Below are 16794 nucleotides of genomic sequence, written 5' to 3'. Positions count from 1 at the left end.
CGAGTGCTTGGCCGTCCTGGGCGCGGCGCAGGACGATCTGGTAGGCCCGGTCGAAGCGCGCTTGCAGCCCCTTGTCGCTTTGCTGGGCGGCGCGCAGATCGAACAGGCCGGTGGCCACAGCGGCGATCTTCACGCCCTCGTGGCTGTACATGCCAATCAGCGCCTCAATCCACGCATCAGCAGGTGCAGGCATGCCGAAGTCCTCGGGCGTCGGCTGGCACATGGCGATGAACTCGCCCACGCTCGGCGCGAAAGGCTTCTTGAGCTTGCGGCACTTCTCGATGCCGAACTCGATCTGCTCCAGCGTGCGGATGCCCTCGGAGGCGAACTCCTTGATCCACTCCTCCTTGGCGGCGGCCAGGGCTTCGGTGGATGGCCACGCCTGGCGCCAGGCCGGGAAGATCCCGCGCAGGCGGCGGAACAGGTCGTTCACCACCTCGGCGGTTTCCAGCGACACGACCACAGGGCCGCCGTGCAGCTCGGGCGGACGGTTGGCCATGGCGGCCATCAGTTGGTTGGCTGATTTCATGGGCGCACCACCAGGTTCTCTGCCCATGCAGTACTGTCGAAGTCAGGCTCACTGCTCTGGCGCTTCACAGGGAACGGTCGAACGTTGCTTGCGGTGGCCACATCGCGCTTCACCCACTTGACGAGGAGGCTCACCCATGAGGCCTGGGTCTCGAAGCGGCCAGACGCCGAGTAGTGGCAAACGAACGCAGCGGTCGCTTCATCGGTGAACAGGTCAACAGGGATGCCCATGCGCTTGGCGTAGGCCTTCAGCAGTTTGTCGTCTGGCTTCCACTCAAGATCCATCTCGGTCGGAAGCTTTGGGTCAAAGCCCGACTCCTCGCCCGCGCGTTGTGTGTTGTGTTCTTCCCTTCCATTCCCTTCCCTTCCGGGGTCAACTTGTCGCCCACCAGTCGACGACTCCTCGGCGAATTGTCGACGACCGCTCTCCGACTCATCTGAGTTTTCCGATGGCGGCGCGGGGTATTTGAAGTTTTTCTTCTCGATCTTCTGGTGCTTCCAGCCGCAGACGTGCAGGTAGTTTTTACCCGCGACCCAGTAGCTCATGGTCAGGTCGGCGCCTTCCAGTTCGCCCAGCAGAGCGCTCACCTGATCGGTGGTGATGTCGTCGCCAGGGAAGACCAAGGCCTTGATGGTGCGCGGGGCCAGCGGATGGTTCCCCCCGTCGTCGCAGAAGTTCCAGATGCCGATGAACAGCAGGCGCGCCAGCGGACTGCAGGACATGACCTGCTCACTCGACCAGAACTCGGGTTTGACAGTTCGAATGCGGGCCATCATTGGGCCTCCTTGGTGTTCTGGGCGGCATCAATCGCCTCGCGCAGGCTTGGCTGTGCTCCAGCGCGCTTGTGGAACCACATGACCTCAAGCGACTTTTTGGACTCGCCTTTGACGATGCTCGCGCCGGTGTAGGAAGAGCGGGCAAGCGACTCCAGGAAGTCCAGGCGCTCGGCGTCTTTGGCCATCTCCTGGGCCAGTCCCTCAATAGCGCTGCCGTCATCGTCCATGTCGGCGCCCAGCGCCTCACCGATAGCGCCGATGTCACAGGCAGCAGCCAGCAGCATTCGCTTGTGCGACTCCAGCTCTTTGCTCAGCTGGTCGCGCTCAGCTCTCAGCTCGTTCTGTCGCTCGATGGCTGCCTTGTAGGCGATCAAATCGCTCTTCTGCTCGCGCTCCATGCGATCGATTTCGGCGAGCAGGCCCAGGATTGTCGAAGGCGTGCAGGCTAGTGCCAGGTCCGCGTAATCCTTGTTCTGCGCCATCAGGTCCGGGAATGACCGGTTCTGATGTACGTCGAACACAATGCCGCTGTCGTTTCGAATGTAGAGCGCGCCGTGGCTGCGCATATAGCGCAATGGCTGGTGGCCGTCGCAGGCTGCGGCCAGTGCTTTCAGGTCAACCTTGTCGGTAGTCATGCTGCACCCCGCACGGCCTTGTCGTGGGTGTGCAGGCCGTCCCAGTTCTTCTTCATGGGCAGATCGCCGGCCAGGTACAGGTCGTACAGACGCACGGCGCCCTTGCGCAGCAGCATGGGCGTGAACGAGATGAACGGGTCTTTACCGTGAGGGGTGATCTGCTGCTGATGCTCGGTCATGTAGCGGTCGCGGGCATACGCAGCAACGCGCCAGCGGGTGCCGGACTTGCTTTCGTTGTAGAGCCAGCTGCGACCCTCAAGGAAATGGCCTACCTGCATCACGTTGACCCCATTCAGGCCCTTGCAGAACTGGGCCGGAGTCATGCCTTCCTTGAACAGGTTTTCAAGGTGCTCGATCTTTGTGGCCTGGGCCTCGACCTGGATGGTCAGTTGCAGGCGAGCCTGTTCAGCTTCAAAGGCGAGCTGAATCAGATCCATGCGGGAGAGTTCGCGGGGCTGGACCAGGTCGTTGAGCTTTGACACCACTTTGCGGCGGACGGACTTGGATTCGCGCATGGCTACCAAAAGGCACTGATCCTTGGAAAGCATCAGGCCTTCGGAGGCTGGACCTCGCGAGTTCCTTACTACGAAAGTTTCGTAGTATTCACCGTCGAGCTCGTCCCGGCAGCGAGCAGTAAAGTCGGCTCGGCGGACTTCGCTTTCGCCGTACTCGGCGCGCGCGCTATTCACCAGGTCGAGCAGATCAAAGCTGCTCATACCTCGCGCCACGAAATCGTGGTTCGCGTTTTGTGGCGCGAGAGCCACGGTATTGCTTTGGATGGTCTGATGCATATATGATGACCTCACACAAGCGTTACGAATGCAGTACAAGAAGCCGGTCTAGCCACCGGCTTTTTTGCGTCTGCGGTTTGGGTGTTGGTGTTTTCAACGGCAGTTCCTCATGAGTCCCTCAGGGGCTTATCAGCCCTTTCGAAACGACCGAACATTGCTTCGGCCGGGCTCTGTTCTCGTCATCCGGTCGAGAGCCTCATTGATGATTTGTGCCGCCAGTTGCTCAGGGGTTAAGCCCTTCTGCCTGGCAAGAAACTCCAGATCTGAATTGCCCTTCCCGTCGAGCTGGATCTCCAGCTCTTTGCTTTCTGGCACAGGGCCTCCTCGGCCACTTCAGGCCACGTCAGTCTTCGCGTTAAGCTCTTGCATCATCTGGTCGAGACCGCGTTCCAGAATTTCCCTGGCGAGCACAGCCTTCTGCGTGCGCTTGAAGCGAGCCATCGCCGACAGCAGATCGTCGGCAGCCTCATCCAAGCGAACCTTGGTGGGCTTGTTGTGCAGGTGGTCGGGGTCGAAGTACGACACGGTGGGTTCCTTTGTGGTTGAAAGTGGTTAAGCGGCGGAAAGCGCGTGGGTCGGGTTGCTGTCGATCTGGCTCCATGGGAACGAAGGACACAGATCGGCACGATTCACAGCGCCATTCGTAAGCGCCTCAATCTGTAGTGCGCGCTTGGCTGGGACCGTGCGCTCTCCTGAACACCATTGGTTGACGGTGGGTGCCGCAACATTCAGCCGGCGCGCCAATTCCGCCTGGCTGCCCAGCACGCGGGATGCTTCTTTGGCTGCTTCTGCTGATTTCATGAGTTCTCTCCTGGAGATTTACCGATGAATATAAGGCATTACCTTATTTCGTACAAGCCATTGCCTAACCACACTGGCGATAGGCCTAATTAGGCAATGCTTACCGGACCTGAACTAGGCGCAGCCATTGAGGCAGCGCGGATCGCCAAGGGCGTATCGAAGAAACAACTCGCAGACGACTTCCAGGTGAAGCCTCCGTCGGTACAGGGCTGGGTGAAAAACGGCAGAATCGACAAGTCGAAGCTGATGGACGTCATCGCCTACTTCGCTGATGTTGTAGGCCCTGAGCATTGGGGTCTGCGCCCAGGATTTACCTACGAGAGTCTGCCGGACGCCGCCTCAATCTCGGTTGAAGAGCCGGCGCCCACCTCGGCTGCGGATATGGTTCGCAACATGCTCGCCAAGCAGGGCAAAAACCTGCCGGAAAGTGCCCGCGCGCAGCTGATGGCAGCTGCCGAAGCTTCGGACCAGGGCAACGTAATCACCGTCGACTTCTCCCGCCCGGGGCTCGTCGGGGATGAGGTTCGGATTGCTCACTACGATGTGCGTGCGGCCATGGGCAACGGCCAGGCCACGCACGACTACCCGGAAATGCTCAAGGACATCCGCGTCAGCCCGAGCCATCTCCGCGAGCTGGGTGTTGAGTTCGAAGAGCACTTCCACTTGAAGGTGGTCACCGGCTGGGGCCAGTCGATGGAGCCCACCATCAAGCACCGTGACCCGCTGATCGTGAACATCAACGTCCGCGACTTCGTGGGTGACGGGATATACCTCTTCGTCTGGGATGACCTGCTCTATATCAAGCGCCTGCAGGTGGCTGATGAAGAGCACTACGAGATGATTTCGGACAACCCGAGGCACAAGGATCGACTGATCCGGCGGGATATGACCTACATCCAGGCCAGGGTGCTGCTGGTGTGGAACGCTCATCTGGTTTGATCCGCTACATTCGAACCAAATGACCTGAACCTACGCCTACCCTGTCCGTCTTTACTATAGTGATCCTGCGCGCCACGTTTATCGGTTTTACGATTTCGTGGCGCGAGGTGGATTGACTATTTCTCTACGGAGCCGATAATCACGGTCCGATTTGGCGAATTTCGCCATCGAGTTTTCAAATGGAGGCTTTCATGTCAATCAAAGCGGCAGCACCGGCCCTTATAGTCGCCGCTCTCGCCTTGGTAGGTGACTACTCGACCATCTCGCATCAAGAAGACTCACGCGCAGTGCGTGAATCATGTGCCAACCCAGTCAGCTTATCCAACCTGCGCGGAGCTATCTCCGAGCTAACACAAGGCTGGGCTGAGCTTGATTCGGTCTACTCTCAAAGCGTAGCTGCAGTCATGAAGTCGAGCTCGCTGGACGATACCAAGTATCTCAAAAATATCGAGCTCCTTCAGGCTGTTAGGCAGCTTGAAGAAAATCTTCGTTTGGCTGATGTGCCTCCTCCACTGCAACCCGATCACATCGCATTGCGCAGGGCGATCGCGAAGGTTCGCACTAGGATGACTACGATTGACAGCATCTATCAACAGTTCTTCGTCAAGCCTGAAGAGTTCCAGAGCGATCTGAGCCGTACCGGTCTGCGCGACCTGGCTGAGCACACGACACGTAGACTCGGCCAGCTGGCCTAAGGCACTCGATGACGGTAGAGGTATCTTTCCATCCAGGGACGTTTGGTGAGTTTTTCTCTCCCATAGACGAGAAACACCCAAGGCTTTCAGATCTGCTGCTGAGCGAATTCCGTTCGTATATGGAATCAAATCGCCTGGTCATACCGTCGATTTTTGGTCGCGACGTGCCCTACACGCAACCACCTTTGGCACTCCAGTCATGCCTAATGCACATCCATATCAGGATCCCGCCCAACTCCTTTCCGAAAGGCGTGCCTCAGCATGACAGGGTCTGCAAATTTGGCCGGCCTGGCGATGACGCAGCGCTGGTTTACGTTCCGGGTGAGCTTTATGAGAATCGTTATCTGATCCTTGCGATGTTCTGGCCTGACGCGCATACCAAGGCTAGGGATAGATCTGCCATGCGCTATCTTGCTCGATTAGCTAAAGATTGGCGCGAGAACAATTAGAACCAGCCCGCCTCGGCGGGCTTTTTCATGCTCGTCAAAAAGGTGCCTCCTCCTCTACCCTCTCCTCCTCCCAACCCTTCTCCACGACCAAGTCGTCTCTATCCTCGGCGCTCTGTTCCTCCCAGCGGACCGTCACGCTCTCGTCGTCGTTGAACGTCAGGTCCAGCTCCGGCGTCTCGGCCAGCAGCCCCATCACCTCCTCCCACTCCATGTCTCCGTCCGTATCCAAGCGATGGATCGTCACCCAGCGCTGCGATTGCGCGATCGGGTGATTGATCATCGACGAGACCCGCAGGCCCAGCCGCTCGAGGGCTGTCATTTCTTGGCGCGCTTGTGGAGTCGACTTCTTCTGCTTGGCCATACCTTCCTCCGTTAACTGTACATCCATCCAGTATTAGGCAGAGCTTACCCGAGCTATCGAACGATGCAAGCCCGGAAAGCGGATTAGGCACTTACGAAAAAAGTTAGGCATTACCTATTTACAAAAATTAGGCATTGGCTTATCGTTCATTCCATCGAGGCGCTACACAGCCCCTCGGGAGGCCCTCAAGCCGATGCTCTTTAACAACCAGCGCAACAACCAACAGACCGCATTGCCTCTACCGGCGACCGGCGCCAGACAGCCCCGAAAGGCTGCCCACGACAGGGAGAACCCTGTACGGCTGACGAAGGCGAAATGCCTTAACCGAGCGAATGACCTGGCAAGCAATGCGCCCCGCGAATCCCAGCGGCAGAAGGGAGAGACACCGATTTGAATTAGCGCCCCGAGCTTCGGCATTGAGGGGAGCCGGACCTCATGCACCCTGCCCAGTCAACCGGGCAAACGAGCTGCAGCGTGCATGTTGTAGGGACCTGCGATCCATGGCGAACAGGCACTGATTGCCGCCATGAGGAGGAAGCTCGAAGCCCACACCGACGACGAACGGCCAGCCCTGCAATCAGCGGCGGGTAACTGGCCAACACCGCTGACGCAATACCCCTGCCTGTCGCCAGTAGCGAGGCCGGGATTTCACCAGGTGCCATTCCATGAGTGGCATCCGGGAAATCACCCCAACAGAAAGGAGCTCCCATGAGCGGATTCACGAAAGGCCAGGCCGTCATCTTCACTAACCCTCGCGGTACCGAAAGCTCGGGCAAGTACGTGGGCACCAAGAACCTGGGCCATGGCCGGGGCGGCGGTGAGTACCTGGTGGTGGACGTGGACGGCGTGGAGAAAAAGGCGCGAGCCAGCAAGGTGCGCGCCGCCTGACGATTCACTGAAGCACCTGGGGGACCGGGTGCTCACCAAAGCCACTTGCACCAGGTGGTTTTGGTGACAAGAGGAACGACCATGCGAAAAGGCATCATCTACGGCGTGGGCATCAACGACGAGCGAACCACAGATGGTTGCCCCTTCTACAACCGATGGAAGGGAGTAATCAGAAGGTGTTTCGCTCCCGGCAAGAATGAAGCGGCCCGCTATGCAGGCTGCTCGGTTGATTCGGAATGGCTGAGATTTAGCGCGTTCAAGCGCTGGATGCAGGACAAGCCTTGGGAAGGCAATCACCTAGACAAGGACATCCTCAGGCCTCAGGAGAAACGCTACTCGCCTGACACCTGTGTCTTCGTGCCGATCTGGATCAACACACTGCTTAACGACTGCGCCGCCAGTTCAGGTGCCTTGCCGACAGGCGTCTACCTGTTCCGCAAACGCTACATAGCTCGTGCACATGACGGTCATGGCAAGCGCCTTTTCATAGGCAGCTTTGACTGCCCGCACGAAGCACACAGGGCCTGGGCCACCGCCAAGGCCGGCGTCATCCGGCAAGCGGTCGACCAATACCGCACAACCGACAGATTCGACGAGCGTGTCTGCGCTGCCCTTGTGAACAGGGCGGATCAGCTCGCTGCAACCTGAAATCAACCGCCCTGGAGGGCAGCATGTACACGACCGACGATGAATTGAAGATCCGCAAAACCGGGCGCGTGACCATAACCAAGGACGGCATCAGCGTTGAGGGTTTCGACGTGAAAGGCGCGATGTGTCGCGACGTTGCCGTTGTGGCTGCGGCCTGGGCGATCGGTGAGCTGCAGCGCGAGATGCTGAAGACCATCCAGAAGCCCGGCGGCGGGAACATCGGCGTCGACTGAACAACCAGCGCCACGTCAGCCTGACGTTAACTGCCCGATGCTCTGCTCCCCATCGCAGGCTGCATCGGAGGTGGCAATCCCGCTGAGCGGTTCGATTCCGCAAGCCGAGAGGCGATCAATGGCGCGGCCTGGATTGCCACCCCCGATGCATCCCGCCCTACCACACCAAAGGACAGACCGATGTCACGCACTTTCGAACAAGGCTGGGCGGCTCGCCCGTTCGCGCAGCAGTTCCCGGAAATGAACGCCGACGAGGCAAAGCGCCTCGACCACATCAACACCTCGATCACCACTCTGTACATGGCCGGCCTTCTCACCGACAGCCAAGTGAAGGACATCCGCGAGAAGAAATTCCCCAAGGTCGTCACCAAGGCAGTACTTGGCAAGCGTTGAATCTAGACCACCCCGAAAACACTGAGCTGATCAGTGAGGCTGCCTAGTCAAGCAGCCTTCTCCTTCGACCCTAATCCCGGCGGGTATCAGCAACGGGAAATGCTCGATGTTGGTAGCGTCGAGCGCGGCATCCGCTGTTCCACCAGCGGCTCTCAACCACCAGCCTGCAGTGAGCCAAAAGCAGGCCCGATGTTCCTTTAGCGGGGTTCATCGGAAGCCACTCTGAACGCGAGTTGATCGCCGCGAATTGTGAGCGTGGGTAGCGTCTCGCCCTTTGGTGAGGCGTCCCGACACCCGGTTTGCCCCGGAGAGTGGCTCCCGATTCATCCCGCATCCCCTTAGAGCGTGCGTAATCTCAACTGGATAGAGCCCCCGCTAACTGGCGGAAGGATGCAGGTTCGAATCCTGCCGTGCGCCCCACCCCTTCCCTTCACATTCGACCGCATCGGCAGGCGCCAGGCCACCTTTCACGGTGGGTTTGGTCACCCGCGCCTGGCTCCTGGCCAATGCGGTCACACCGAGGAAATTCCCATGTGCAACTGCGCATCCGAAGTTGAAGCCAAAGCCAAGGAAAAGATCGCCACGCAGCTCCCCGATGGGGCTCAGTCACTCACTGTTGAGCTTCAGGGCATGGCGATGATCCTGGGCAAAACGCTGGAGACCAAAAACAAGCTCAACCTGCACGTTGAGTACCAGGCGCCCAAGCGCGCCGGGGGATTCAAGACCGTCAAGCAGGACCTGTCGATGATCGGCAGCTACTGCATGTTCTGCGGTGAGAAGTACCCGGAGGCAGCATGAGCGGCTGGGTCAAGTGCTCTGATGCCAAGCCAGCTGATGGCCAGACCGTCGTCGTGTGGCGCAAGTGGCCGAGCTGGAATTGTTTCGCTGCCGAGTTAGACGGCTGGCAAGCAGACTCCAGCTCAGAGGATGGCGGCTCCTGGTACGACGCCGAAGAAGCATGCCAACACATCGAAACCTGTGCCGACGGCCCGGGCCACGCTTCACGCCCCATCACCACCCACTGGCACCCGCTGCCAGCCGACCCCACCGAGTAACCCACCACCTGGAGGCGACCATGCACCCAAGCATTCAAACCCGGCGCGACATTCTTTCCGTGCTCAAGGAGCGCTCTGTGATTGCCACTGCCGAGTTCTACGAGAAGGTTGGCCGGGTGATGCCGGTGATCCTGTTCCGGCTCCAGGTGAAGCCTGCGGGCCGGGACTTCTTCCACGTAGTGGACAGTTCCAGCGGCAGGGTCGTTGGATTCCGCCGTGATCACAACGAGGCCTGTGCATTGGCGCGCCGGCTGGAGACGGAGACAAGGTCATGAGCAACTTCCTCGAAACGCCGGAAGGCCCGAACTGGCTGCACGACTCGATCAACAAGCTGATCTGCGGCGAGAACGTCACGGCGCCGCGCCCGTTTGGCAAAGAAGTCTCGCTGGTAACCCCCCAGTCGCTGTACGAGGCCCTCGCGGAGCACTTGGGCGCACAGGAGCACATCGCGCCGCTGCTGACCGACAACCGCGAGTACCCGCTTGAGCGGATGATCTGCGAGGTCATCGCCGACGGTCGCGGCATTCACCGCAAGGCGCACGACCTTGCCTGCGAGGCGGTCGGCCCATCCAAGGCGGGCCATCCTACGGCCCTGCATGACGTAGCTGAAGCCCTGATCCGGCCGTGGGCCAATGAGTATGGCCGGGCCCGAGCCGAAGAGGTCGCTGCTGACCGGGCTATCGATCGGTACGAGCAGGCCAAGGCTGACGCAGCATGACAAGCCTGCAGTACGCCCGACGCCTCGCCATCTGGCGATCCTCCTTCCTGATCCTGACCGCCTGCACAGCAGTAATGCTGGCGGTCCCGCTCACCCAATAGTCTTTTCATCAGCGCCCACCGCAGGGATGGCGCGGGAGATTCGCATGTCCGATTTGACCGTAAAGCAAAGCTTCAGCCTCACTCCTTCATCGCTTACTGAAGCGATGGAATTCGCCAACATCCTGGCCCAATCGACCATCGTGCCGAAAGAGTTCCTGGGCAATCCAGGCAACATCCTGGTGGCTATTCAGTGGGGGTTGGAGCTGGGCCTTCAGCCATTGCAGGCCATGCAGAACATCGCAGTCATCAACGGCCGCCCGGCACTCTGGGGTGACGCAGTGATCGCCCTGGTGCGCGGCTCGCCACTTTGCGAGTACGTGTATGAGGAAGACGACGGCCACACCGCGACTTGCCGGGTAAAGCGCCGCGGCGAGAACGAGCAGGTGCGCATCTACAGCATGGAGGACGCCAAGACAGCCGGCCTGGTTGGCAAGGCCGGGCCATGGACTCAGCACCCAAAGCGGATGCGCCAGATGCGCGCCCGGGCTTTTGCTCTGCGCGACGTATTCCCTGACGTGTTGCGCGGCATGCCAGTCGCCGAAGAACTGCAAGACATGCCGAAAGATCGCGAGCAAGTAGCGAATCTTTCGAGCGCTCCGAAGATTGACGCACCCGAAGCTCTGCCTGGATATCCAGACGAGAAGCTGACCGAGAACCTACCGAAATGGCGAGCTGCGATCGAGGCTGGCAAGTCTTCGGCTGAGCACCTGATCGCCACCATCGGCAGTAAGTATGCACTCACTCAACAACAGATTGACGCCATCAACCAGCTGAAGCCTATCGAAGGGGAAGCCGCATGAAGATCCATAACGTCACCCAGGGCTCAGCCGAATGGCACGCCCTCCGCGCTCAACACTTCACCGCCTCAGAGGCGCCGGCCATGATGGGCGCCTCGAAGTACCAGACTCGCACTGATCTGCTGAAGCTGAAGAAGACCGGCATCACTCCTGAAGTGACGTCGTCACAGCAGCGCATCTTCGACAAAGGCCACGAGACCGAGGCAATGGCACGGCCAATCGTCGAGCGCATGATTGGAGAGGATCTGTTCCCGGTGGTTGGCACTGAAGGCAACTTGCTCGCCTCCATGGACGGCATGACCATGCTTGGCGAGACTCTGTTCGAGCATAAGCTTTGGAACGAGTCCTTGGTTGCCCAGGTACGCGCCGGTGAATTGGAGCCGCATTACTACTGGCAGCTCGAACAGCAACTGCTGGTCAGCGGTGCCGAGAAAACGATCTTCGTTTGCTCCGACGGCACTGAAGCCAACTTCGTTTCGCTGGAGTACTTCCCGGTCGCTGGCCGGGCCGCGCAACTGGTCGAGGGCTGGAAGCAGTTTGAAGCTGACCTCGCCTCTTTCGAGCCGGTCGCGGCTGTGGCCGAGGTCGTTGGCAACACCCCTGAAACGCTACCAGCGCTGCGCATCGAAGTTACCGGCATGGTTACTGCCAGCAACTTGGAACAGTTCAAAGCTCACTCGCTGGCCGTCATTGAAGGCATCAACACTGATCTGCAGACCGACCAGCACTTTGCTGACGCCGAGAAAACGGTCAAGTGGTGCGGCGACGTAGAAAGTCGCCTTGAAGCTGCCAAGCAGCACGCTCTGAGCCAAACCGAAAGCATCGACGTCTTGTTCAAGACCATCGAAGACATCAGCGCTCAGGTGCGACTGAAGCGCCTGGAGCTGGATAAGCTGGTCAAGGCGCGCAAGGTCGCCATTCGCGATGAGATCGTGATCACCGCTGCCAAAGCGCTGCAGGTTCACATCGACAAGATCAACGAGTCGTTTGGAGGCAATGTTCGCTTGCCGGCTGTACCAGCTGATTTTGCAGGCGCCATCAAGGGCAAGAAGACCATCAGCAGTCTGCGCGATGCTGCCGACTCTGAACTGGCCCGGGCCAAGATCGAAGCCAGCCAGATCGGCGATGGTATCCGCACCAACCTGGAGAGCCTGCGCACTTTGGCGAAGGACCATGCTTTCCTGTTCAACGATGCCCAGCAATTGGTGCTCAAGGATAACGAAGACCTGGTCGCGCTGATCAAGGTACGCATCAGCGAGCACCAGCAGGCCGAGGAGCAGAAGGCCGAAGCTCAGCGCGAGAAAATCCGCCAGGAAGAGCGCGAGCGCCTGGAGCAAGAACAGCGCGCCGAGACAGCACGCCTTGAGGCAGAAGCCAAAGCAACTGAGGCGCCTGCTGCCGCGCCGGCAACAGGGCAAGCCTCTAATCCAGTTGCCTCGGTACCGACCCAACCCAAGCCAGCAGCGAAGCCGGCAGCACCAACTGCTTCAAAACCACTCGCCTATCAGGCCGAGGTCAAAGACTTCGAAGCCTTGGTGAAGGCCGTAGCCAACGGCCAGGTGCCAATCGATGTGCTTACCGTCAACTGGCAGGCACTCGACGCGATCGTCGCTGCCAAGGGTTCAAACTTCAACATGGCGGGGGTAACCCTGACTCAGGTGGCGGCATGACCGACAACCAAATCATCGCCGGCTCCCAGCGCCAGGCAGAACTGGAGGCAGCTAAGGAAAAACTAACTGCAGACCAGGTTAGACAGCTTCTTGACTACAACCCCGAAACAGGGGTTTTCACTTGGCGAGTCTCAGCAAGCAATAGGGCTCCAGTTGGCAGCATCGCAGGAAATGTTCACCCTCGCGGCTATCGGTACATCCGATTGTATGGCCGCCGTAATGCAGCTCACCGCCTGGCGGTTCTCTGGATGACAGGGGCAATGCCTACAGGTGATGTAGACCATGCCAATGGCATTCGCGATGACAACCGCTGGAAAAATCTTCGCCAAGCATCCCGATCCGAGAATCTGCAAAACACTTCAATGCATCGCGATAACCGAAGCGGACTTATGGGTGTTAGCAAGTCCAGGAGTGGCGGCTGGTGTTCAAAAATCATGAAGGATGGGCATTCAAAGTACCTCGGCACTTTCCCCACTGCTGAGGAGGCCCACGCCGCCTACCTGTCTGCAAAATCAGGCCTCCATAAATTTCAACCAACACCCCGGCAAGCCAGCACCTGTCAGCACGGAGAAATCTGAAAATGATCGATCTAGGTTCAATGACGCGTTGTGCGCAGCAACAGAATGAGTTGGATGCTTTGAAGCGTGCCTGCTTCGCATCTGGCGGCCGAGTCGTCGAGCTCCAGGGGTTCAACTACAAGCCCCGCCCACCCAAGGCCGCTGGCTCCGATCAGATCTTTTCCATCAAGTCGGAGGCCCAGAAGAAGCGCGCGGCAGAAGCCAGGCGAATCGCGGAAATCCGCGAAATGTCGAAAACCATGACGCAGGCCGAAGTGATGGAGGCCACCGGGTTATCCAGGAAGCAGCTGTTCAAGCTCTCTGAAAAGTACGGCATCGCTTTTCAGTCGGCCAAGGCCCGAGAGCACGAAGAATGCCGCCGGCGCCGGGAAGCGCTTTCAGGCTTCGTGCGGTACTACGCCGAAGAACAGGGCATGAACAGAACCGATACCGCCGAGGCGCTGGGTGTCAGCCGGGCGCTGATCTCGACCATCCAGAAAGAGTTCGACATCAAATTCCAGGCGGCCCAATGAGGCGCATCAACAACAGAGTGCAGCAGCGCCGCCGGCAGTTGCACGTTCACTTGCCGCCCAGCGGCCTGAAGGAGATCACGCATGGCGATGACGCCGAGAGAGCGCGACCTGAGGCGCAGAGAGAAACAGGAGCGCCTGGGCGAGCAGGACTTGCGCATCAAGGCCACTGCCGCACACACCGCACAGCTCGCTGACCTGATGCTGTGGGGCGAAATGGTCGAGAGCAGCGAAGCGCTCACCCTCCTGATCTACCACGCGCACAAGCTGGGCCGGGAGAAATTCACCTTCTTCGCCGCCGGGGCGCAACTCGAGATTGATAGCGACCAGCACATCAAGGCAGAGCGCACCGAGATCAGGCTGATGGCCAGGCGCGGCACTGTGCAGCAGATCGACGAAATGGGCGGGTGGATCAACGCCACCGACCGAAGCTTCGTAGTCCGCCTGCTGATTGAGCGTGCCTATGCTCTGGGGCCGATTCAGGCCCTCACATTGCTGTCGCTGCCTCCGCGCCACGATTTCGTCATCAGCAATTCCGTGGCGCGAACTCTCTATGAGTGGCGATTGCAGCGTGAGCTTCGTGCACCAGACATCCGCCTTGGCGATGACCCGGACGACACCGGCCTGCTGTTGCTCGCCAACGCCTGACCCGCGTTGCCCGCCAGCGCCTTCCCCTATTCAACGATAACGCCTCCCCGGCGAGGACCGCCTATGCCCATTACATACGGAAGCGTCTGCAGCGGCATTGAATCCGCGACCGTGGCCTGGCACCCACTGGGCTGGCAGGCCGCCTGGTACGCCGAGATCGAGCCATTCCCCAGCGCGGTGCTGGCTCATCACTACCCGGAGACGCCGAACCACGGCGACATGACCCGCCTGGCAGCCATGGTGCTGTCCGGCAAAATCCCGGCGCCCGAGTTGCTGGTTGGCGGCACGCCATGCCAGGCCTTCAGCGTGGCCGGTATGCGAGAAGGCCTGGCCGATCCCCGCGGCGCCCTCACCATCAAATACGTGGAGCTGCTCGATGCAATTGACCATGTTCGAATCAGGCGCGGCGAGCCCGAGGCCGCCTGCCTCTGGGAAAACGTCCCCGGCGTCCTCTCCGACAAAGGCAACGCGTTTGGCTGCTTCCTCGGCGCCCTGGTGGGCGAATCCGAAGAACTCCAACCGCCAGGGGGCAAATGGAAGGACGCTGGTTGTGTGTATGGATCCACGCGAACAGCCGCATGGCGGATTCTGGATGCCCAATATTTCGGCCTGGCCCAACGACGCCGCCGTGTGTTCGTTGTCGCAAGTGCTCGAGCAGGATTCGATCCCCTCGAAGTACTTTTTGAGCGCGAAGGCGTGCGCCGGGATACTCCGCCGCGCCGAGGCGAGGGGCAAGACCTTGCCGGACGAGCTCCATTCGGCCCTGCGCTCCAGTGCGGATGCGGATGGGTCTTTGGTCTAGACCTTGGTCAGTACGGCTGTCCGAACTGCGAGGGTGATGAAGGCCCGGCTGCAGATGTCTTGGCAGGCATTCCGGCCTATGGCGGACACAGCCTTCACGGTGATGTGAGCCAGTCAGCAACGCTGACGGCGAAGGACACTAGGATGGATATGGAGAGCGAGACGTTCTGCATCCAGGGGCGTGTCGCCGGGACACTTCGTAGCACTGATGGCGGCGCCGACGTAGATCATGGCATGGCCGGGCACCTGGTCGCTGGCACCTTGCAGGCAAACGGCAAAGCGGCCGGCAGCGCCACCCAGCAGGACGCCGAGAGCGGAATGCTCGTGGCGCACGGCACGCAAGACCCATGCGTCCTTGATGATCAGGCCTTTACCCTGGGCCGGAATAGCGGTCAGGAAAACGCCCTGCTTGCCTTCAGTTGCAAGGACCACGCCGCCGACGCCGGCCCCCTCGCCCCAACACTCCGCGCCATGGGCCACAGCGCCAGTCACCCCAACGCCGGCGGACCGGTCGCGGTGTGCATCACCGGCGAGATCACGCACACGCTGAAGGCCGAGGGATTCGACGCCAGCGAAGACGGCACAGGCCGTGGCCAGCCCATTGTTTCCGTGGCGCTGCGCGGCAGAGATGGTGGAGGCACGATCGAGGCTGGAGACGACGTGGCAGCATGCCTTCGTGCCTCATCTGGCGGAGGAGACAAACCACACGCATTGATTAAGCATTCGGTCCGTAGGCTAACCCCGCGCGAGTGCGAATGGCTCCAGGGCTTCCCTGGCGACCACACTCGCATCCCCTATCGCGGCAAGCCCGCAGATGAATGCCCAGACGGCCCGCGCTACAAGGCGATCGGCAACAGCAAGGCCGTGTTCGTCGTCCGCTGGATCGGCCAGCGCATCCAACAACAACTTGAACGTCTCGCTTGAGGTTACCCATGCCCACAGAAAACCGATCCAGCAACACAGAGATGGCGGCCGATCAGCTGCCTCCATGCGCAGATGACGTATTCAAGAATGGTGTCAGCGCTTGCTTGGTTGGCGACGTGCCGAAGCACGCAGCCGAAACCATCTGCCAGAGCCTATCCGCCATCACCGGCTGGAAGATCGATTGGCACTACATCGGCGGCCGGACGCACATCAAGGCCCTGGCACCAGTCGCGCAACCCAACCCCGAGCCGATAGCCTGGATGGTTGGTACTGCCATCTGGTGGACCAAAGAAGAGGCAGAGAGGGATGCGGCGGCGACTGGGCTTTCCATTGTTGGCCTGGGGCCGATGACCGGCGCAGCACCTGCCGAGCAGCATCAGGGCATTCCGGTGGGCGAAGTCGTGGCATTCGGCAAAGGCCTGCATGAAATCGCTTGGGCAGCCGGGCGCATGCCGAAGCTTGGCGCCAAGCTCTACACCCACGCCGATCCCGTTGAGGTTGAGCAGCTGCGCGAAGTCATCAAGCACTCTGACGCGCAGATCATGCGGCAGAGCATGCGCATTTCGAATCAGCGCGCCCAGCTGGCCGAGCGGGATGCGCTGCTGCGCGATATCAACAAACGGCATTCGTCCGGCGTTGACTTCGATCTACCCGCCGACCTCGCTGCAAGGGTAGCAGCCGTTTGTGCAACCAGCGCAGAGCCGAGCGCGCCGGTTGAGATCGACGAGCGGGCAGAGTTTGAGGAATTCGCGCTCGAGGAGCTTGGGCCGTACCATAATAAGGCTGAGGAATGCTTGATTCGCTCAGGTGAAACCTATGTATACGGTCTTGTTCATACCTCATGGCGGGCCTGGC

25 protein-coding genes and 2 pseudogenes are annotated in these 16794 nt (G+C 60.0%); 19 read left to right on the top strand and 8 right to left on the bottom strand.

Features of this window, described 5'->3' with window-relative positions:
* The 7 genes from DN387_RS14035 to DN387_RS14005 form a co-directional block, all read right to left on the bottom strand.
* On the bottom strand, positions 1–529 hold a 529-nt coding region (locus DN387_RS14035; protein WP_254506095.1), incomplete at its 3' end, for a replication protein P.
* Positions 526–1302, bottom strand: a complete 777-nt coding sequence (locus tag DN387_RS14030) for a DnaT-like ssDNA-binding domain-containing protein (protein WP_054915322.1) — start codon at positions 1300–1302, stop codon at positions 526–528. The genes DN387_RS14030 and DN387_RS14035, both read right to left, overlap by 4 nt.
* The gene (locus tag DN387_RS14025) at positions 1302–1940 is read right to left on the bottom strand and encodes a hypothetical protein (protein ID WP_054915234.1); all 639 of its coding nucleotides are present in this window, start codon (positions 1938–1940) and stop codon (positions 1302–1304) included. Before DN387_RS14025 ends, DN387_RS14030 begins: the two co-directional genes overlap by 1 nt.
* The gene (locus DN387_RS14020; RefSeq protein ID WP_054915235.1) at positions 1937–2731 is read right to left on the bottom strand and encodes a hypothetical protein; all 795 of its coding nucleotides are present in this window, start codon (positions 2729–2731) and stop codon (positions 1937–1939) included. Before DN387_RS14020 ends, DN387_RS14025 begins: the two co-directional genes overlap by 4 nt.
* A gap of 129 nt (positions 2732–2860) precedes the next feature.
* Positions 2861–3046, bottom strand: coding sequence for a hypothetical protein (locus tag DN387_RS14015; protein WP_054915236.1), 186 nt, complete (start codon positions 3044–3046; stop codon positions 2861–2863).
* 18 nt (positions 3047–3064) lie between these two features.
* Positions 3065–3256 carry a hypothetical protein gene (locus DN387_RS14010; protein ID WP_012053015.1) on the bottom strand — a complete coding sequence of 64 codons (192 nt, stop codon included), beginning with the start codon at positions 3254–3256 and terminating at the stop codon, positions 3065–3067.
* A 27-nt stretch (positions 3257–3283) separates the two neighbouring features.
* A complete protein-coding gene (locus tag DN387_RS14005) occupies positions 3284–3532 on the bottom strand; it encodes a Cro/CI family transcriptional regulator (protein ID WP_016486618.1) in 249 nt (82 codons plus the stop codon).
* A 96-nt stretch (positions 3533–3628) separates the two neighbouring features.
* Here DN387_RS14005 and DN387_RS14000 point away from each other — a divergent pair, with 96 nt between their 5' ends.
* From DN387_RS14000 to DN387_RS13990, 3 genes are all read left to right on the top strand, one after another.
* Positions 3629–4471 (top strand): S24 family peptidase, encoded by an 843-nt coding sequence (locus DN387_RS14000; RefSeq protein WP_054915237.1) that lies wholly within the window; start codon positions 3629–3631, stop codon positions 4469–4471.
* A 191-nt stretch (positions 4472–4662) separates the two neighbouring features.
* Positions 4663–5166, top strand: a complete 504-nt coding sequence (locus DN387_RS13995) for a hypothetical protein (protein ID WP_156326219.1) — start codon at positions 4663–4665, stop codon at positions 5164–5166.
* A gap of 8 nt (positions 5167–5174) precedes the next feature.
* The gene (locus DN387_RS13990) at positions 5175–5615 is read left to right on the top strand and encodes a type II toxin-antitoxin system YafO family toxin (RefSeq protein WP_082405731.1); all 441 of its coding nucleotides are present in this window, start codon (positions 5175–5177) and stop codon (positions 5613–5615) included.
* A gap of 34 nt (positions 5616–5649) precedes the next feature.
* Here the strand turns inward: DN387_RS13990 and DN387_RS13985 are convergent, their stop codons facing one another.
* Positions 5650–5976: a DUF1654 domain-containing protein gene (locus tag DN387_RS13985; protein ID WP_054915239.1), complete on the bottom strand. Its 327-nt coding sequence runs from the start codon at positions 5974–5976 to the stop codon at positions 5650–5652.
* A gap of 708 nt (positions 5977–6684) precedes the next feature.
* Here DN387_RS13985 and DN387_RS13980 point away from each other — a divergent pair.
* From DN387_RS13980 to DN387_RS13905, 16 genes and pseudogenes are all read left to right on the top strand, one after another.
* The gene (locus DN387_RS13980) at positions 6685–6864 is read left to right on the top strand and encodes a hypothetical protein (protein ID WP_054915240.1); all 180 of its coding nucleotides are present in this window, start codon (positions 6685–6687) and stop codon (positions 6862–6864) included.
* An 81-nt stretch (positions 6865–6945) separates the two neighbouring features.
* Positions 6946–7512 carry a hypothetical protein gene (locus DN387_RS13975; RefSeq protein ID WP_054915241.1) on the top strand — a complete coding sequence of 189 codons (567 nt, stop codon included), beginning with the start codon at positions 6946–6948 and terminating at the stop codon, positions 7510–7512.
* Between the two features lie 23 nt (positions 7513–7535).
* Positions 7536–7745: a hypothetical protein gene (locus tag DN387_RS13970; RefSeq protein ID WP_054915242.1), complete on the top strand. Its 210-nt coding sequence runs from the start codon at positions 7536–7538 to the stop codon at positions 7743–7745.
* Positions 7746–7925: 180 nt separating this feature from the next.
* The gene (locus DN387_RS13965) at positions 7926–8138 is read left to right on the top strand and encodes a hypothetical protein (protein WP_236171579.1); all 213 of its coding nucleotides are present in this window, start codon (positions 7926–7928) and stop codon (positions 8136–8138) included.
* 343 nt (positions 8139–8481) lie between these two features.
* Positions 8482–8558 (top strand): annotated as a pseudogene (locus tag DN387_RS13960).
* Between the two features lie 111 nt (positions 8559–8669).
* The gene (locus tag DN387_RS13955; RefSeq protein WP_104886311.1) at positions 8670–8936 is read left to right on the top strand and encodes a hypothetical protein; all 267 of its coding nucleotides are present in this window, start codon (positions 8670–8672) and stop codon (positions 8934–8936) included.
* The gene (locus DN387_RS13950) at positions 8933–9193 is read left to right on the top strand and encodes a DUF551 domain-containing protein (protein ID WP_236171577.1); all 261 of its coding nucleotides are present in this window, start codon (positions 8933–8935) and stop codon (positions 9191–9193) included. The genes DN387_RS13955 and DN387_RS13950 overlap by 4 nt, the downstream gene beginning before the upstream one ends.
* A gap of 20 nt (positions 9194–9213) precedes the next feature.
* The gene (locus DN387_RS13945; protein ID WP_210014844.1) at positions 9214–9468 is read left to right on the top strand and encodes a hypothetical protein; all 255 of its coding nucleotides are present in this window, start codon (positions 9214–9216) and stop codon (positions 9466–9468) included.
* Positions 9465–9911 (top strand): hypothetical protein, encoded by a 447-nt coding sequence (locus DN387_RS13940; RefSeq protein ID WP_236171575.1) that lies wholly within the window; start codon positions 9465–9467, stop codon positions 9909–9911. The genes DN387_RS13945 and DN387_RS13940 overlap by 4 nt, the downstream gene beginning before the upstream one ends.
* Before the next feature lie 145 nt (positions 9912–10056).
* Positions 10057–10812, top strand: a complete 756-nt coding sequence (locus tag DN387_RS13935) for a recombinase RecT (RefSeq protein WP_236171573.1) — start codon at positions 10057–10059, stop codon at positions 10810–10812.
* Positions 10809–12479: a YqaJ viral recombinase family protein gene (locus DN387_RS13930; RefSeq protein WP_236171571.1), complete on the top strand. Its 1671-nt coding sequence runs from the start codon at positions 10809–10811 to the stop codon at positions 12477–12479. The genes DN387_RS13935 and DN387_RS13930 overlap by 4 nt, the downstream gene beginning before the upstream one ends.
* Complete coding sequence (locus tag DN387_RS13925) at positions 12476–13057, top strand: HNH endonuclease (RefSeq protein WP_236171569.1); 582 nt, start codon at positions 12476–12478, stop codon at positions 13055–13057. Before DN387_RS13930 ends, DN387_RS13925 begins: the two co-directional genes overlap by 4 nt.
* Before the next feature lie 2 nt (positions 13058–13059).
* The gene (locus DN387_RS13920; protein ID WP_236171567.1) at positions 13060–13569 is read left to right on the top strand and encodes a hypothetical protein; all 510 of its coding nucleotides are present in this window, start codon (positions 13060–13062) and stop codon (positions 13567–13569) included.
* Between the two features lie 81 nt (positions 13570–13650).
* Positions 13651–14214, top strand: a complete 564-nt coding sequence (locus DN387_RS13915) for a hypothetical protein (RefSeq protein WP_236171565.1) — start codon at positions 13651–13653, stop codon at positions 14212–14214.
* A gap of 63 nt (positions 14215–14277) precedes the next feature.
* Positions 14278–15939 carry a DNA cytosine methyltransferase gene (locus tag DN387_RS13910; RefSeq protein ID WP_236171564.1) on the top strand — a complete coding sequence of 554 codons (1662 nt, stop codon included), beginning with the start codon at positions 14278–14280 and terminating at the stop codon, positions 15937–15939.
* Between the two features lie 8 nt (positions 15940–15947).
* Positions 15948–16794: pseudogene (locus DN387_RS13905) on the top strand (hypothetical protein); the annotation flags it as partial.

It is taken from the genome of Pseudomonas sp. FBF18, from assembly GCF_024261405.1.
Taxonomy (GTDB): Bacteria; Pseudomonadota; Gammaproteobacteria; order Pseudomonadales; family Pseudomonadaceae; genus Aquipseudomonas; species Aquipseudomonas palmensis.
The sequence above is the reverse complement of the archived record's forward strand: the minus strand, read 5'-3'. Positions and strand labels throughout refer to the sequence as shown.

Excerpts from the sequence above, each read along its gene's own strand:
- DN387_RS14030 (WP_054915322.1), bottom strand. The coding sequence starts at position 1,302 with ATGGCCCGCATTCGAACTGTCAAACCCGAGTTCTGGTCGAGTGAGCAG.
- DN387_RS14025 (WP_054915234.1), bottom strand. The coding sequence starts at position 1,940 with ATGACTACCGACAAGGTTGACCTGAAAGCACTGGCCGCAGCCTGCGAC.
- DN387_RS14020 (WP_054915235.1), bottom strand. The coding sequence starts at position 2,731 with ATGCATCAGACCATCCAAAGCAATACCGTGGCTCTCGCGCCACAAAAC.
- DN387_RS14005 (WP_016486618.1), bottom strand. The coding sequence starts at position 3,532 with ATGAAATCAGCAGAAGCAGCCAAAGAAGCATCCCGCGTGCTGGGCAGC.
- DN387_RS14000 (WP_054915237.1), top strand. The coding sequence starts at position 3,629 with ATGCTTACCGGACCTGAACTAGGCGCAGCCATTGAGGCAGCGCGGATC.
- DN387_RS13995 (WP_156326219.1), top strand. The coding sequence starts at position 4,663 with ATGTCAATCAAAGCGGCAGCACCGGCCCTTATAGTCGCCGCTCTCGCC.
- DN387_RS13990 (WP_082405731.1), top strand. The coding sequence starts at position 5,175 with ATGACGGTAGAGGTATCTTTCCATCCAGGGACGTTTGGTGAGTTTTTC.
- DN387_RS13985 (WP_054915239.1), bottom strand. The coding sequence starts at position 5,976 with ATGGCCAAGCAGAAGAAGTCGACTCCACAAGCGCGCCAAGAAATGACA.
- DN387_RS13980 (WP_054915240.1), top strand. The coding sequence starts at position 6,685 with ATGAGCGGATTCACGAAAGGCCAGGCCGTCATCTTCACTAACCCTCGC.
- DN387_RS13975 (WP_054915241.1), top strand. The coding sequence starts at position 6,946 with ATGCGAAAAGGCATCATCTACGGCGTGGGCATCAACGACGAGCGAACC.
- DN387_RS13970 (WP_054915242.1), top strand. The coding sequence starts at position 7,536 with ATGTACACGACCGACGATGAATTGAAGATCCGCAAAACCGGGCGCGTG.
- DN387_RS13965 (WP_236171579.1), top strand. The coding sequence starts at position 7,926 with ATGTCACGCACTTTCGAACAAGGCTGGGCGGCTCGCCCGTTCGCGCAG.
- DN387_RS13955 (WP_104886311.1), top strand. The coding sequence starts at position 8,670 with ATGTGCAACTGCGCATCCGAAGTTGAAGCCAAAGCCAAGGAAAAGATC.
- DN387_RS13950 (WP_236171577.1), top strand. The coding sequence starts at position 8,933 with ATGAGCGGCTGGGTCAAGTGCTCTGATGCCAAGCCAGCTGATGGCCAG.
- DN387_RS13945 (WP_210014844.1), top strand. The coding sequence starts at position 9,214 with ATGCACCCAAGCATTCAAACCCGGCGCGACATTCTTTCCGTGCTCAAG.
- DN387_RS13940 (WP_236171575.1), top strand. The coding sequence starts at position 9,465 with ATGAGCAACTTCCTCGAAACGCCGGAAGGCCCGAACTGGCTGCACGAC.
- DN387_RS13935 (WP_236171573.1), top strand. The coding sequence starts at position 10,057 with ATGTCCGATTTGACCGTAAAGCAAAGCTTCAGCCTCACTCCTTCATCG.
- DN387_RS13930 (WP_236171571.1), top strand. The coding sequence starts at position 10,809 with ATGAAGATCCATAACGTCACCCAGGGCTCAGCCGAATGGCACGCCCTC.
- DN387_RS13925 (WP_236171569.1), top strand. The coding sequence starts at position 12,476 with ATGACCGACAACCAAATCATCGCCGGCTCCCAGCGCCAGGCAGAACTG.
- DN387_RS13920 (WP_236171567.1), top strand. The coding sequence starts at position 13,060 with ATGATCGATCTAGGTTCAATGACGCGTTGTGCGCAGCAACAGAATGAG.
- DN387_RS13915 (WP_236171565.1), top strand. The coding sequence starts at position 13,651 with ATGGCGATGACGCCGAGAGAGCGCGACCTGAGGCGCAGAGAGAAACAG.
- DN387_RS13910 (WP_236171564.1), top strand. The coding sequence starts at position 14,278 with ATGCCCATTACATACGGAAGCGTCTGCAGCGGCATTGAATCCGCGACC.